The following is a 15,036-nucleotide window of genomic DNA, read 5'->3' on the forward strand; positions in this document are numbered from 1 at the left end:
ATATTTTTTAGCAGGAGTCATAAGTTTTCTACCCAAATATTTAAGCTATCCTCATGGATAAACATCTTAATCAATCAAGTTAGCATTGATACCATGATTAGGCAACAAACAACTTGCAACTAGGTGGTGTAAAAATTCTTGTAATGACTAACAGTCGTCCCCAACCGTGTGCTTCATTTATTTGAAAGTGCTGTTGTTAACTGAATATTATGCCTGAAGCGTTAGAAATCGATCGCCATCGAGCTGCGATCGCTCGCACAGAAATCTCTCGCCCTGTAAGATTAGCCATAGAATGGTCAATACTTAATCAGGACACTAGTTTTTTTGACTACGGCTGCGGTTACGGTGGTGATGTGCAGCGAGTCGGAAACCTTGGCTATACCAGTACAGGCTGGGATCCTTACTATTACCCTAATCAACAGATTACTCCTGCTGATGTTGTTAACTTGGGTTACGTTATCAACGTCATTGAAGATATCGAAGAACGTAACCAAAGCCTCATCAAAGCTTGGGAACTCACGCGCAAAGTTTTAATTGTGGCTGCACAAGTATTAATTAACGCTCCCAGCAAAGCGCAACTCGCTTACAATGACGGCATTGTGACTAGCCGTAATACCTTTCAAAAATATTACGAACAAGAAGAACTAAAAAAATATATTGATGAAGTTCTAAACGTTGATGCGGTTCCGGTTGCGCTTGGCGTTTATTTTGTATTCCGCGCCGAAGCCGAAAAAGAAAGTTTCAAAGCCATCCGCTTCTTTTCGCGCACCTCTACACCGCGAGTTCGCATCCCGACAAAGCGGTTTGAAGACTATCAAGAACAACTTGCACCCTTGATGGCATTTTTCACCAAACGCGGTAGATTACCTGTCAAAGGTGAATTAGAAAACGCACAAGAACTACTGAGCGAATTTGGTAACTTTCGCCGCGCCTTTGCTGTTGTCTTACAAGCCACCGATGAAGCAGAATGGGATGCGATCGCCTATCGTCGTTCTTTAGATATTCAAGTTTACCTTGCCCTTACCCACTTTGATAAACGCCCCAGATTTTCCCAACTAGCCCCAGAAATGCGCCATGACATCAAAGCCTTTTTTGGTAGCTACGAAGAAGCTTGCGAAGTCGCTGACCAAAAACTATTTAGTTTAGGTAGACCAAAAGTTGTGCAAACAGCCTGCGAAAAAAGCAAAATTGGTAAACACACGCGTGGCGCGCTTTACGTCCATGTTTCCGCCCTTGCAGTCCTCGATCCCTTACTCCGCATTTACGAAGGTTGTGCCAGCCGTACTATTGGGCGTGTTGATGGTGCCACACTGATTAAATATAACCTTGACCAACCGCAAATATCCTACTTATTTTATCCAGACTTCGATACAGACCCGCATCCTGCCCTCAAAGCCAGTATCACGATTGACTTAAAAACTTTATATGTTACTCACCGAGACTATGCGAATAGGGCAAACCCGCCTATTCTGCACCGTAAAGAAACCTTTGTTACACCTAACTATCCACAATACGAAGAATTTGCTAAACTCACCCAACAAGAACAGCAATTAGGTTTACTCAAACAAAAAAGCGATATTGGTACTCGTGACGGTTGGGCAAAATGCCTTGCTGCACACAAAGTAGAAATTCGGGGACATACAGTTTATGCAAATTAAAAAATTATTAAATTATGGAATCAAATAAATCGTTGTTACGAGTTTTTGGTAGCCCAAAAATGGGGGCTTTATTATTGCTAGGGTTTTCGTCAGGACTACCTTTATATTTAACAAGTCAGACATTACAAGCATGGTTAACCAAAGAAGGAATTGGCTTGGCAGCGATCGCCGCTTTTAGTTTAGTAAAATTACCTTACTCTCTCAAGTTTCTCTGGTCGCCTTTACTAGATAGATTTGTACCGCCTTTTTTGGGACGGCGACGCGGCTGGCTGGTAATTACACAAGTAGGATTACTCTTAGCTATTGCTGCAATGGCTATGCAGAACCCATCCCAAGGACTACAACCCTTAGTAATTGCTGCTGTAGCCGTTGCTTTCTTTAGTGCCAGCCAAGACATTTTAGTTGATGCCTACCGCACTGATGTAGTCGAAGTACAAGAAACAGGTGCAGCAGCATCGATTTACCTTTTAGGTTATCGTCTGGCCATTCTGGTGACGGGTTACGTAACTCTGTTTTTAGCAGACAGAATGCCCTGGCAAGCTGTTTACTTATTAATGTCACTTCTGATGTTGATGGGTGTGGTAACTTCTATTTTTGCACCAGAACCAGTTTTACGCGATCGCCCACCTCAGACTTTGTACGCGGCGGTGAAATTACCCTTCAGCGAATTTTTTCAGCGTCATGGCTGGCTACAAGGATTTCTCATCCTAGTTTTTATTGTGATTTACAAGTTGGGCGATTCTCTACTTAAAAATGTCTCTACACCATTTTTGTTAGACAAAGGCTTACATTTTACACAAACCGACATAGCATTTCCTGGCGGATTAGGAATTTTTGCCACTATTGTTGGTACTTTAGCAGCAGGAGCTATCATGACCAAAATTGGTGTGAATAGAGCCTTGTGGATATTCGCCATCCTGCAAGCTGTAGGCAACCTCGCTTTCTTTGCTTTAGCAGTCGTTGGTAAAAATTACTATCTCATGTTGGCGGCTGTGAATACTGAACAATTTTGTGCTGGCTTAGAAACAGCTGCCTTTGTGGCATTCTTAATGAGTCTTTGTAATCAAAGATTTTCTGCTACTCAATACGCTTTACTATCAAGTCTACAGGGTTTTAGTAGAGATATTCTCACAGCACCAGCAGGGGTATGGGCCCAAACCACTGGTTGGTCTTTCTTCTTCCTGCTGACAGCAATAGCCGCTTTACCAGGGCTGTTGCTACTACCATTTTTTGCCCCTTGGAATCCTAAACCAGTGACAGTAGTAAATAGACCAGGAATTGATGACGAGGATGTATGGGAACCCAAGTAGTGATTATTGTTGGTACATTTGTTCTTTTACTTATAGGGTTGTTACTTGGCTATGTCCTGTCACAATTAGTGCTAGGATTTTTGACTTTTAACCTCCTCACCTTTTTCGGCACACTCAGCCTAATTTTGATTTTTGGGACACTTTATTATGTTTTATTTTGGCAGTTGCGTCGGGAACAATCTCCGGTAGCACCAGAAAATATGTCCGCAACAGCAATTAGCGATCGCATCACCGACAATCAACTCAAAAACAAGCTAATTGCTAAGTTAGATGGTGATACTGCCGCAGCTGAACGCTTAATTGAACAGGCAAAACAAAATTATCCTGGGATGCCAGAAAATTGGTACTGTGAACGAGTTATCGATGATTTGGAACGCGAGCAGAGTTAGTTTTGTGTTATCCATACCCAAATATCGATAAAATTAAGTCAAGTAAAATTTACAAATCTTTAGCTAGGTACTAAATCCTAGACTGTTGTAACTCCCATATGGCTATATTTCGTCAATACATTGCCCCTTTTCTAGTACTTTTAGTATTCATCGTGGCTCTAGTAGCAGTCAGCGCCCGCATCTTTTTACCTTCTGACATGGCCGCACCCGCACCCATTGAAGAAACTGGAGTAATTGTGCCAACTACTGTTAATGATTTGTTCACCCTCAGCAAATAAAGTGTCTGAGCAACTACTACCAGGGTATTTAATTCGTCGCGGCTCAACATTAGAGCGATCGCTCCTAGTTAAGTTCATGCAAAAAACTTACCAGGAGCGATTTCCACAACAAGATTTTGCCCACCTCGCCCGCACAGTTGAGCAGTATTTATCGAAAGATACGCCCTTGTGGTGGGTGGATGTCGAGGAGGCAGGGGAGCAGAGGAGCGAGGGAGCAGGGGAGCAGGGGAGCAGGGGAGCAGAAGAAGTAAACAACCTTGATTCCTCCTTGTCTCCCTCGCCTACCTTGTCCCCTCCATCCCCCGTGGCCTGCCTTTGGGTGGGAAATGCGGTAGATCAAGTGAGTGGCGATCGCCATGCCCACATATTTCTGCTTTACGTCGTCCCAGAACATCGGCGGCGGGGTATTGGTAAAGCATTGATGCAATATGTAGAAAACTGGGCAATAGAAAGAGGCGATCGGCAAATCGGCTTACAAGTTTTTCAATCCAACCAACCCGCCTTAAATCTTTACAATCAACTTGGTTATCAAACTCAATCTCTGTGGATGCTGAAAGAACTTTCAGTTAAGAGGCAATAGTCAATGGACTTCTTGCAGAAGTCGGTTAAAGGGGAAAGGGGAAGGGGGAAAAAGGCAGAAAAACCTTTAACCCTTACCCTTTAACCTTTTCCCCAAACCTATTCTTTGTTCAAAATGCTTATCCGAACCGTATTGCCTAACCTAAGCACCCCTATTTTCCAAACAAATCAAACGATGGCGAACATAAAGTGTACAATAATCTAGCAAATACCTATTGGGCGTAGAATTATTGGCACGGGGGGTTATATTTAAATCCCACTTGGCATCTAAATTAAGTATGTATGACGACGATGACCTCAGCCTACTCGATCCAGACGTAGAGCTAGAAAGCCCACTTGATAAAATGGAGCCACTTACTGCTGAGTCAGAAGTGGCCAAGCCTAACCCAGAAGTGATGTTAGCCCTTCTGGAAAATCCGCAACCGCAGCAGAGAATGCTGGCGGCGCGTGCTTTTTGCGATTTGGAAGATGAACGGGCTACCCCCTTACTCATTGGCCTGTTAACCGATTCCTGTCCTTTGGTGCGCGTGAGTGCAGCTTATGGTATCGGGCGAAATCCCAGCAAAGAAGCTGTAGAACCTTTAATTAGCCAACTCAACCAAGATTGGAATGGCTATGTACGCAAAGGAGTAGTTTGGGCATTGGGTAATTGCCGCGATCGCCGTTGTTTAGCACCCTTAGCCGATGCTTTAAGAACAGATATTTCTGCCGTGCGTTTGTGGTCGGCTAGTGCTTTAGCACAAATGGCAGATGTAGGTTACGAAGCAATTATTGGCGCGATTCCATGCCTAATTGAAGCTTTAGTCCAAGACCCAATCCCCGCAGTACGGAGTAATAGTGCTTGGGCAATTGGACAGTTATGCAAAGAACTGCCATCGAATATAGTTTATGCCACAGCTATTGATGCTTTAATTCAAGCCTTTGCCGAAGACCAAGATTTGGGAGTCAGAGAAGATGCCAAAGCTGCACTACTCGGCGTAGGCGACCCTCGCGGCTTACAGCTAATTGAAACTTTGGAACAAGAAGGATGGTTTTAATCTGGTCAATAGTCAATAGTCAACAGTAATGTTTGACTTTTGACCATTGACCCTTGACAAAATTCACTTATTTTCCGGTGCTGGCTTGATTAAGTTGAGGTCGTAAGGACGTTCAATATCATCCTCACCCAAATACTCACCGTTTTGAATTTCCAAAATCACTAAAGGAATTAAACCTGGGTTTTCTACTTTATGTAGTGTTGCTGCTGGAACATAAGTGGATTCATTCCGGTTAAGCAAAACTTCCGTCTCTCCACAAGTTACCTTGGCTACACCAGAGACTACAACCCAATGTTCATTGCGGTGATAATGGATTTGTGGCTTGATACCATGCCTAGGCTTAATTTCCACGCGACTAATTCTGTAACTCTCTCCCTCTTCAATCACCTCCACATTGCCCCAGTATCTCGCGCCTGAATGGGAAGAAGATTCAGTGCTGCTAGGTTGATCGTTGTGATCATTTTGAGTCATAACCAAACGTTTTTACTAGACGACTATTACTATTGTTCAGTAAGAAGAGTGTAAATGAGTTGACAATATGCCATATTTTTGATTTATTTTTTCAACTACTTACTGAATAAACTATAGGATTCCGGTTTGATTACTGAACATACTTGTGTAGTCAAGTAATAGTCACTTTTGCAACCTGGGATGTCAATTAGGGGTGATTTGGCAGATAGATCATCACCGCAAGGTCTTAGGTCATGTTAGTTAGGCGTAATTGAATGCTTTAGCGATCGCATTCAAGAACCTTAGAAGCGGCGCGTATGGTTGCTTGAACTTGGGATGCTAGTACAAATATTATTCATCGTTCTGCAACCGCCTGTGAGGTGTTGGGCTTACTCCCCCAAATGCTCACAAGTTCAGGAGAAGAGGGTTGGGAATTAGTTCATCCTGATAACTTACAGCAGTACCAAGCCAAAGTTCAAGAAGCGATCGCTCGTCACATCACAGAACTACATAGTGGTACAGTCAATGTTATAAATTTAACTTCAACTTGGCATATTTTGACAATGCAAACAAAAGCTGCTTTACCTATAAGGCTTTTAGCAGGCAAAGATACCTTGCTAATTATTCAAGCTTATTTTGAATTTAATCATCTCAAGCAACTATATCGTCAGGGTTGGTTACAACATGGTATTGAACCTCAATATTGCGAAAGCGTTGCCGAACACTCGTTTAGTGTTGCTCTACTAGCATTATTGTTAGCAGAAACTCATTCACTTGATGTGAATAAAACTAAAGTAATTCAGATGGCTTTAATCCATGACTTGGGAGAAGTCTACGCTGGTGACTTCACTCCTAGCGATGGAGTTAATAGACAACAAAAATATCAGTTAGAAAAAAATTCTATTACGCAGATATTAGATAAACTACCTAATGGCTCATACTGGATTGATTTATGGGAAGAGTATGAGCAAGGAACATCATCTGAAGCGCAATTCGTGCGGCAAATTGATCAATTAGAAATGGTTTTACAAGCCAGTGTATATGAACATCAAGGACTAGCTAATCTCTCAGAGTTTTTTCAATCTACTAGTCACGCATTTAAAGCACCTGATCTGAATTCTATTTTTCAAATGTTAGAACGTTTAAGAAACGACGAGCAAGCAAAGTTAGACAAAAAAACTTCGCAACTATTACTCTGTTATGACTGTGCTTTTCATGTAAATGTAGCAGACACAATCGAGTGCATTCATCCTGACGAAGTTGAAGTTAATTGTGCTACTGTCACTTTTTGCAATTCATTTCAACCAAGCGTAGAAATTGACAGCCCTTGTGTGACTTTCGGGCAGGATGAGGAATAATAAAAATTGATGAGTAAAGCGATCGCTCTACCCATCATCTCAATAATTATGCTGCTAATTATATTTAACTTTCATGACCTGGCTGAGAATTATCTGTCGGTCTATTTATTTCTAACAGACGCGAAATAAACACATCTGGCTTTCTACTCAGGACAGATATAACTTTATCAATGGCGACTACTTCATTAACTTTGACAGCCATTTCCCACAAAGTATCTTCTTCGGTATCTTTGTTATGAGTTCTGTGTTTAAACCATAACAAATCATCACAAACCTTAATAATTGTTGCAAAATACCACTTATCTCGAATTAATAGCCAGATTTCTTGATCTATGTAACTTTGGAGGATTGACTTCACAAGAATTATATGATTAGGAACGATGTCGTAAATATTATTTTGTAAATAAATAGTATTGCAACAGTGAAAGTACTTAACTGTTATATAACCATGTATCACCTTAGAACCTATAACAAAATCAGGTTTAGTTAGTTATAAACCTGTTTGTAACAGTGTTGAAGCTTGATTATCCTTGTGTTGACCGAGGATATTTTTTAACATAAATCAAAATTTTAATGTGATTGCTAACTGGTAGGCTAATAAAACGTCAACAAATATATATATTTAAAAGATTTAACATAACATGAGTGGCAAATTAATCGTATTTGAAGGGGTAGAAGGTTGCGGTAAAACTACCCAAATGCAGCTTTGTTGTGAATGGTTGCAAAGTTTAGGTGTCGATGTAATTGTCACTCGTGAACCAGGAGGAACTCAGTTAGGTTTAGAACTGCGGCGTTTATTGCTAGAGAAATCAGAAGATAAACCAGTTGCTCAAATTACAGAGTTACTATTATATGCTGCCGATCGCGCACAACACATTGCCCAAGAACTCAAGCCAAATTTAGCAGCAGGAAAATACATACTTTGTGATCGCTACACTGATTCTACCGTTGCGTATCAAGGTTATGGCCGAGGGTTAGATATGAGTTTAATCGACCAGCTTAACCACATTGCGACAGGAGGCTTAACCAGTGACCTCACTATTTGGCTAGATGTAGATGTCGAGGTAGGACTACAACGCAAACGTGGTAGCGAACCCAGCCTAGACCGCATTGAACAAGAAACCATCGCCTTTCATCGCCGCGTTCAACAAGGTTACGCAGACTTAGCCGCCGCTAACCCATCCCGCATTGTGAGAATAGATGGTAGCTTAAGTAAAGAGACTGTAAATCACTTAATTCAAGAAATTTTATGCTTAAACATCCAAGAATTACCATCACAAACTAGAATTTGAGCCTGGCACTTTTTGCATAAAAAAGTCTTAAAAGAGATGATATTTGAACCGATTAATGCTAAGGTTATCTGTGTTTTCAGCAACTAACCAGTTATTCGCTGTATTTTATGAGTGAAGCATCTACACACCAACCACTGTGGATACAAGAAAGAGATAAAGTAATCGCTGAGGCTGCTAATAATGTTGAGTGGAGATATCACCAACCACCTGATTATTCCCGTACAAACGAGACTTTGCGGCGCGAAAAACAATACAATCATCTAGAAGGTTCATTAGAGGCGATCGTACAAAACTTAGTCAGAACCTTCGAGATGGAAGCATCTTTTAAAAGCAACCCTCAACAGTGGATATCAGTTGTTACTGATAAATTTCAGATGATTACTAACGGCGGCCCCGCTTACACGGCTGAGGATATAGTACAAGCGGGAACCTATAACTTATTTTTGGGTGATTCTGATAAATATAAATCTTCTGAAGAAGACTTTGAATCATCAGCACACATCTTTCACAATGCATTTCCTGAAGGCTTTTTATGGGAGCTAGTTGAAGTTTTAGCAGGGCCGCCAAATGTCACATTCAAGTGGCGGCATTGGGGAACTTTTAGCGGCTCATATAAAGAACAAGCACCGACAGGAGAAAGAGTAGAAATATTCGGCATAAGTATTGCTCGTGTGACTGATGATTTAAAAATAATCTCAATCGAACATTTCTTTGACAACAGTTCTTTTTTAAATAAATTAGCAACAGGTTGTCCTTTCCACACCTAAAAGAGGTTTGCACAATTACTGATTGATATATAATTGGAATCATCCAAATTGTTTAAGCATTATAAAAATCATAGTTATGTAAAGTTTCCTGTCATTGCCCGTAAGATTTTATAATGCCGACTTAAACACCGACACACTACAAGTAACACTCTTGCTGTCAAAAAGAGATGTTACGTATAGCTTACTTCACCGTAGAAATACTTCGCTAATAACACTTAGTACAACCGAGGGAACCTCCCTCCAGCTTCGCAGACTTGAAATAAGCGCGAAGCCAAACTGTATTGAGAATCTTTACCGCGTAGTTGATTAAATAAATTGATTGCTCTCGTAGCTCTGTCATACTTAAGTGTATTTTTGACTGACAGGGTAATTTTCCGTGGAATTTCTTACTTTTAACAGATTTTGCATTTCTAAACTAAAATATACATCGGTATTTTCTCGTATTTTTGTCAGTAATTAAATAAGATTTCAGTTGTTTTACGGTGACACAATTTATTTACATCTGTTAAATTAAGACCGACCAAAAAGGATTGTTTGCTCAGTTACATAGTTTTTACGAGCAATAATTTATTCGCTTATTATTTGCACGCGAATCCTGAAATTTTTAGGCAATTAAATTTCATATTTGCTCATTAATAATAACTATGTTGTTCTATTCTGCATAGATTATAAGCAGAATTTTTTTTGTGTTTTTCAAGGTCAAGTAGCCTCTATTCAACGTATATGAATTACAAACAAACTCAACTGCTTTTCATTGATGCGACTGTTAATGATATTGATACTTTATTGCAAGGGGTTGTGCTTGGTATTGAAGCGCATATCCTTTCTAGTGAGCAAGATGGTGTAGCTCAAATTAGTCAAATTCTGCAACAGCGTCCAGAAGTTACTACAGTTCACATTGTTGCTCATGGTAGCCCTGGTTGCTTATACCTAGGCAATACCCGACTGGATCTTGATAGCCTGCGCCATTACACATCACAACTTCAAACTTGGTTCACTTTTTCCACCTCCCCTTGTCTCTACATTTATGGTTGTAACGTCGCTGCTGGCGATGCAGGTGAAGAGTTTTTAGAGAAGTTGCATCGACTGACAGGAGCAGAAGTAGCTGCGTCGCGCCAGGTAATTGGTAATGGTTACTGGTCGCTTGAGGTTCGCTCGAAAGGAACAAACGCACCTGCCCCATTCAATGAAACTGTGCTGGCAACTTGGATAGGACAACTAACACCAAGCATCAGCAACCTCAGCAATTCAACATATACCGAGCAGGCTCCTGCCATTGTCGTGGCCAACAATATCAGCTTCTCAGGGGGTACGAACTACAAGGGCGGCTATATCGAGTTCAGTCTGAACACCCCAACCTCATTCGACAATCTGACGCTGATCACTGATGCAACCCCTTCTACTGTCAATAATCAAATTTCTATCGTTTCTGATACAGTTTACATCGGTAATGGGGTTCAAGCAGCAGTAATCGGCAACGTAGACCCGACGTTCAACGGTCAAAACGGCCAAAAGCTGCGAATTAACTTATCCACCACTTTTGAGAACGGCAATTTTGATCTCGGCTCCCCTGGGAGTACTACTATACCGGAATGGACTACCGTTAACCAGCAGGTAAAACTCGGTATTGATACTATCGCTGGCTTGCCAACACCCATCGACACGGCTGTTCCAGCAAACGCACCCAACGCTGATAAAAATACTCCCGCAGCCCTTGGCACTCTGACAACAGTTCTTGATGCCACTCAGAACGATGGATCTGGCAATTCCGTCCGGTTGACGAGTTCAGGAATCACAACCACCCAAGGCTATGATGTCGTTCACGGGCCTTACATTTACAGTAATGGTGCGGTATCCCTGGCAGTTGGTGACCAAGTTTCTTTTGAATGGCAGGCTCAGGGTGGCGATGATGCCTATGACGTTTTTGGCTACATCGTTGATGTTAGCACTGGCCACAGCGAGATTATTCTGAATGAGACGGGTAGCAGTGACACTGCCTCCACAACTTGGGCGACAAAAACAATTACTGTCTCCCAGGCTGGTGATTATAAGTTCGTCTTCGTTTCCGGTACTTTCGACTTTACTGGCGGTCAAGCAGCAGGCGCACAGCTTTACATTGACGATGTGAAAGTTACCCAGGCAGTGCCGTCTCCCACAGTTCTAAGCGATACTGATATATCTACCATTGCCAGCAGGGTTCAGTACAACAACACTTCCGATAACCCTGAAACATCGAAGACTTTGACAGTTTCCGTTGAAAACAAAGCCAGCGAGACGACAAGCGCCACTGCAACTATCAATATCACGCCTGTCAACGACGCACCCACATTAACAGGAGCAAAAGCCACACTCAGCAATGGCACAGAAGATACTCCTTACACCATCAATGCTAGCGACCTGTTAGCAGGATATAGTGAGGTGGATGGTGATCCTCTTTCTGTCACAGGACTAACTGCTACCAATGGCACTGTAGTTAACAATGGCAACGGCACTTACACTTTTACTCCTAATGCTGACTACAACGGCACAGTTAACCTCAGCTACAGTGTTACCGATGGTAATGGTGGCAATACACCCGCAACTAATAGCTTTAGCCTAACAGCTGTCAACGACGGCGCTCCTCAACTAACAGGAGCAAAAGCCACTCTCAGCAATGGCACAGAAGATGTTGCTTACACCATTAATGCTAGTGACCTGTTACAAGGATATAGCGATGTTGACGGTGATACCCTTGTCGTATCTGGACTAACTGCTACTAATGGTACTGTTACCAACAATGGCAACGGCACTTACACTTTTACCCCCAACGCCAACTACAACGGCACAGTTAGCCTCAGCTACAGTGTTACCGATGGTAATGGTGGCAATACACCCGCAACTAATAGCTTTAGCCTAACAGCTGTCAACGACGGCGCTCCTCAACTAACAGGAGCAAAAGCTACCCTCAGCAATGGCACAGAAGATACTCCTTACACCATCAATGCTAGCGACCTGTTAGCAGGATATACCAATGTTGACGGTAATACCCTTTCGGTTTCGGGACTAACTGCTACCAATGGCACTGTAGTTAACAATGGCAACGGCACTTACACCTTTACTCCTAATGCTGACTACAACGGCACAGTTAACCTCAGCTACAGTGTTACCGATGGTAATGGTGGCAATACACCCGCAACTAATAGCTTTAGCCTAGCAGCTGTCAACGACGGCTCTCCTCAATTAACAGGAACAGCAGCCACTCTTGCAAATGGCACAGAAGATACCCTGTACACCATCAATGCTAGCGACCTGTTAGCAGGATATACCGATGTTGATGGTAACCCCCTTTCAGTTATGGGACTAACTGCTACTAATGGCACTGTAGTTGACAATGGCGACGGCACTTACACCTTTACGCCTAATGCTGACTACAACGGCACAGTTAACCTCAGCTACAATGTGAGCGATGGCAGTGGTGGCACCCTCCCCGCAACTAATAGCGTTAGCCTAGATCCTGTCAACGACGCACCCAAATTAACAGGCACACCCGCTACTCTGGCAGATGATAATGAAGATGGCGATTATATTATCGTTGCTGACACCCTATTACAGGGATTCACTGATGCTGAGGGTGATCGCATTTTCCTATCTGGATTAGCTGCTGATCATGGCACTATTATCGACAATGGTGACGGAACTTATAGCTTTGAACCCGAAGATAACTACGATGGGGTAATCACCTTGAGCTACAATGTTACCGATGGTAGCAGTAGTAATACACCCGTAACTAATACTTTTGCAACTAGCGGTAATGTGGCTGATGGTAACGGCGAGGTAAGCAACCCCATAAGCAACCCCGATAGCGACATCTTGCAAATTGGTGACGGAGAGTTAGCACCAGACGGCGAACCAGCCAAAGTCAACATCGAAATCAAGCTTCAAGGACGCAATTCCAAGTTAGTCAACGAATTTGGCGTATTCAATGTTGATGATAGCCTTGGCACTATTGACGGCGTTGCACCTGGTGAAGCAGGTTATGAAGAAAAAGCCCTCGCTAGAGCCACAACTATCTTCTCAGTTATTGCCAACAACCCCACAGGCTATAACCCAGAAAACGTTAGCCGCATTCTGGAAGTTCCCAGTGGAACACAATTACGCTTTTATTTGAAGTCTCAAGGTAACCTCATCTTCTCCAACAGCACCAGCCAAAAAATTACAGCCTTGAATGCAGGTGGCTTTAGTTTGGGTTGGAACGATGGTTCCCGCAGCAACTCAGCATTTGACGACTTGCAAGTGAGTGTTCAAAAAACTGATGAACAGGTACCTATCGGTACATCTCTGCAAGGAACACCAGAAGGCGAAGTTGTAGATTTACGAGACTTTAGTGGTGACAGTCTCTTTAGTGGAACTTTCTCTGTTAACCGCGAAGCATTGTATAACAACTATGTTGGCTTCTATAAAGTGAGTGATGTCAACGGTGGCATTGATACCAATGGCGATGGGACAGTCGATATTCTCCCAGGACAAGCAGGTTATACACAAGCGGCAATTAACTCACGTTTGGCGGATATTAGTTTAGCGGTAGGTAATCAAGGTACTGCTAATGCTAATGGCAACTTACAAGGTGGTGCCATTTATGTGCCATTCCTAATTGTCAATAGTGGAATTAATACTTTGTTAGACAGCAATTCTAGCAATGACCCGACTGTTTACTTTACTTACTTGGGTGCAAATGCGGACAAAGCCCAGCACATCAAGACTTTGGGTGATAATGTATTTGGTTTTGAGGATCTCGTCAGTGGCGGAGATCAAGATTTCAACGATGTAATCATTAAGCTTAATTTGACACAAAACATCGCGTAAGCATAGATCAGCATTAATCTAAAACCCTGCTTTTTCAAACAAAGCAGGGTTTTTTTAGCTAATCTATAATTGATTAATGGCTACTAATTCGTTTTCACAACTTGTTGGGCAACAGCAAGCCATAGAATTGTTAACTGAGGCTGTCAGGCAAAATCGAGTTGCCCCAGCCTATTTGTTTGTGGGGCCAGATGGGGTAGGACGCAGTTTAGCTGCGCGGTGTTTTGCACAATTGCTCTTTTCTAGTTTTGTAGAGACGCGTTTAGTTGCATCTGTGCAGAATCGGTTACGTCAAGGGAACCATCCTGATTTGTTGTGGGTACAACCGACGTATCAATATCAAGGGCAAAGATACACAGCCGCAGAAGCATCTGAAAAGAAACTGAAGCGCAAAGCACCGCCTTTAATTCGCTTAGAACAAATTCGGGAAATTACAGAATTTCTCAGCCGTCCGCCTTTGGAAGCACCAAGAAATTTAGTGGTGTTAGAAGAAGCGCAAACAATGGCGGAACCAGCCGCTAATGCGTTGCTGAAAACTTTAGAAGAACCGGGACAAGCAACGTTGATTTTAATTGCACCTTCGCCTGAGTCGGTGTTGCCAACTTTGGTGTCGCGCTGTCAACGCATTCCTTTTTATCGGTTAGATACAGCAGCTTTAACTCAAGTATTGATGCAAACGGGTAATCCAGAAGTTTTGCAGCATCAGACAATTTTGAGCATAGCAGCTGGCAGTCCGGGAAGCGCGATCGCCTGTTATGAACAATTACAAGTTATCCCCCCTGAGTTACTGCAAGACTTATCCACAGCACCTAAATCTTATCGCCATGCTTTGGAATTAGGTAAAAAAATTGACAAGGAGTTAGATACAGAAGCCCAACTTTGGTTAGTTGATTATCTCCAACATTCCTATTGGCAACAATGGCATCAAGCAGGAATTATTAATCAGCTAGAACAAGCGCGTAAAGCTCTGTTGGTTTATGCTCAACCGCGCTTAGTTTGGGAATGCACATTTATATCTCTGTATCAACAATTTAGTGGACTGACACAGCTAAATTAGTGTCAATAAATTAGGAGAGCAT

At 42.4% G+C, this 15,036-nt stretch carries 13 protein-coding genes; 11 read left to right on the top strand and 2 right to left on the bottom strand.

Annotation, left to right across the window (positions count from 1 at the left end):
* The first annotated feature begins 209 nt into the window (after window positions 1-209).
* The 6 genes from H6G76_RS00630 (at window position 210) to H6G76_RS00655 (ending at window position 5,251) form a co-directional block, all read left to right on the top strand.
* Window positions 210-1,658: a DNA phosphorothioation-associated putative methyltransferase gene (locus H6G76_RS00630; protein WP_190694226.1), complete on the top strand. Its 1,449-nt coding sequence runs from the start codon at window positions 210-212 to the stop codon at window positions 1,656-1,658.
* Between the two features lie 14 nt (window positions 1,659-1,672).
* A complete protein-coding gene (locus H6G76_RS00635; RefSeq protein ID WP_190694228.1) occupies window positions 1,673-2,968 on the top strand; it encodes an AmpG family muropeptide MFS transporter in 1,296 nt (431 codons plus the stop codon).
* Window positions 2,953-3,357 (top strand): ABC transporter permease, encoded by a 405-nt coding sequence (locus tag H6G76_RS00640; RefSeq protein ID WP_190694230.1) that lies wholly within the window; start codon window positions 2,953-2,955, stop codon window positions 3,355-3,357. Before H6G76_RS00635 ends, H6G76_RS00640 begins: the two co-directional genes overlap by 16 nt.
* A gap of 98 nt (window positions 3,358-3,455) precedes the next feature.
* Window positions 3,456-3,635, top strand: a complete 180-nt coding sequence (locus H6G76_RS00645; RefSeq protein WP_190694232.1) for a hypothetical protein — start codon at window positions 3,456-3,458, stop codon at window positions 3,633-3,635.
* A gap of 1 nt (window position 3,636) precedes the next feature.
* Window positions 3,637-4,215, top strand: a complete 579-nt coding sequence (locus tag H6G76_RS00650) for a GNAT family N-acetyltransferase (protein WP_313934733.1) — start codon at window positions 3,637-3,639, stop codon at window positions 4,213-4,215.
* 277 nt (window positions 4,216-4,492) lie between these two features.
* Window positions 4,493-5,251 carry a HEAT repeat domain-containing protein gene (locus H6G76_RS00655; protein WP_190694236.1) on the top strand — a complete coding sequence of 253 codons (759 nt, stop codon included), beginning with the start codon at window positions 4,493-4,495 and terminating at the stop codon, window positions 5,249-5,251.
* 63 nt (window positions 5,252-5,314) lie between these two features.
* Here the strand turns inward: H6G76_RS00655 and H6G76_RS00660 are convergent, their stop codons facing one another.
* Entirely contained in the window at window positions 5,315-5,722 is a 408-nt protein-coding gene (locus H6G76_RS00660) for a phosphomannose isomerase type II C-terminal cupin domain (protein ID WP_190694238.1), read from the bottom strand.
* 380 nt (window positions 5,723-6,102) lie between these two features.
* Between H6G76_RS00660 and H6G76_RS37985 the strand changes: the two genes are divergently transcribed.
* Entirely contained in the window at window positions 6,103-7,059 is a 957-nt protein-coding gene (locus tag H6G76_RS37985) for an HD domain-containing protein (RefSeq protein WP_313934734.1), read from the top strand.
* Window positions 7,060-7,123: 64 nt separating this feature from the next.
* On the opposite strand, the gene H6G76_RS00670 is transcribed toward H6G76_RS37985, so the two are convergent.
* Window positions 7,124-7,417 carry a hypothetical protein gene (locus H6G76_RS00670; RefSeq protein WP_190694240.1) on the bottom strand — a complete coding sequence of 98 codons (294 nt, stop codon included), beginning with the start codon at window positions 7,415-7,417 and terminating at the stop codon, window positions 7,124-7,126.
* Window positions 7,418-7,700: 283 nt separating this feature from the next.
* On the opposite strand from H6G76_RS00670, the gene tmk reads away from it, so the two are divergent.
* The 4 genes from tmk to holB all read left to right on the top strand — a co-directional run bounded on the left by tmk (window position 7,701) and on the right by holB (window position 15,014).
* On the top strand, window positions 7,701-8,351 hold the full coding sequence (gene tmk / locus H6G76_RS00675) for a dTMP kinase (protein WP_190694241.1): 651 nt from the start codon (window positions 7,701-7,703) through the stop codon (window positions 8,349-8,351).
* Window positions 8,352-8,458: 107 nt separating this feature from the next.
* On the top strand, window positions 8,459-9,118 hold the full coding sequence (locus tag H6G76_RS00680; protein WP_190694243.1) for an ester cyclase: 660 nt from the start codon (window positions 8,459-8,461) through the stop codon (window positions 9,116-9,118).
* Between the two features lie 723 nt (window positions 9,119-9,841).
* Window positions 9,842-13,960 (top strand): cadherin-like domain-containing protein, encoded by a 4,119-nt coding sequence (locus H6G76_RS00685; RefSeq protein WP_190694245.1) that lies wholly within the window; start codon window positions 9,842-9,844, stop codon window positions 13,958-13,960.
* 76 nt (window positions 13,961-14,036) lie between these two features.
* The gene (holB, locus tag H6G76_RS00690) at window positions 14,037-15,014 is read left to right on the top strand and encodes a DNA polymerase III subunit delta' (RefSeq protein WP_190694247.1); all 978 of its coding nucleotides are present in this window, start codon (window positions 14,037-14,039) and stop codon (window positions 15,012-15,014) included.
* The last annotated feature ends 22 nt before the right edge of the window (window positions 15,015-15,036 follow it).

This window comes from Nostoc sp. FACHB-152 (genome assembly GCF_014697475.1).
Classification (GTDB): domain Bacteria; phylum Cyanobacteriota; class Cyanobacteriia; order Cyanobacteriales; family Nostocaceae; genus Nostoc_B.

Coding starts and splice junctions, on each gene's coding strand:
- H6G76_RS00630 (WP_190694226.1), top strand. CDS start 210: ATGCCTGAAGCGTTAGAAATCGATCGCCATCGAGCTGCGATCGCTCGC.
- H6G76_RS00635 (WP_190694228.1), top strand. CDS start 1,673: ATGGAATCAAATAAATCGTTGTTACGAGTTTTTGGTAGCCCAAAAATG.
- H6G76_RS00640 (WP_190694230.1), top strand. CDS start 2,953: ATGGGAACCCAAGTAGTGATTATTGTTGGTACATTTGTTCTTTTACTT.
- H6G76_RS00645 (WP_190694232.1), top strand. CDS start 3,456: ATGGCTATATTTCGTCAATACATTGCCCCTTTTCTAGTACTTTTAGTA.
- H6G76_RS00655 (WP_190694236.1), top strand. CDS start 4,493: ATGTATGACGACGATGACCTCAGCCTACTCGATCCAGACGTAGAGCTA.
- H6G76_RS00660 (WP_190694238.1), bottom strand. CDS start 5,722: ATGACTCAAAATGATCACAACGATCAACCTAGCAGCACTGAATCTTCT.
- H6G76_RS37985 (WP_313934734.1), top strand. CDS start 6,103: ATGCTCACAAGTTCAGGAGAAGAGGGTTGGGAATTAGTTCATCCTGAT.
- tmk (WP_190694241.1), top strand. CDS start 7,701: ATGAGTGGCAAATTAATCGTATTTGAAGGGGTAGAAGGTTGCGGTAAA.
- H6G76_RS00680 (WP_190694243.1), top strand. CDS start 8,459: ATGAGTGAAGCATCTACACACCAACCACTGTGGATACAAGAAAGAGAT.
- H6G76_RS00685 (WP_190694245.1), top strand. CDS start 9,842: ATGAATTACAAACAAACTCAACTGCTTTTCATTGATGCGACTGTTAAT.
- holB (WP_190694247.1), top strand. CDS start 14,037: ATGGCTACTAATTCGTTTTCACAACTTGTTGGGCAACAGCAAGCCATA.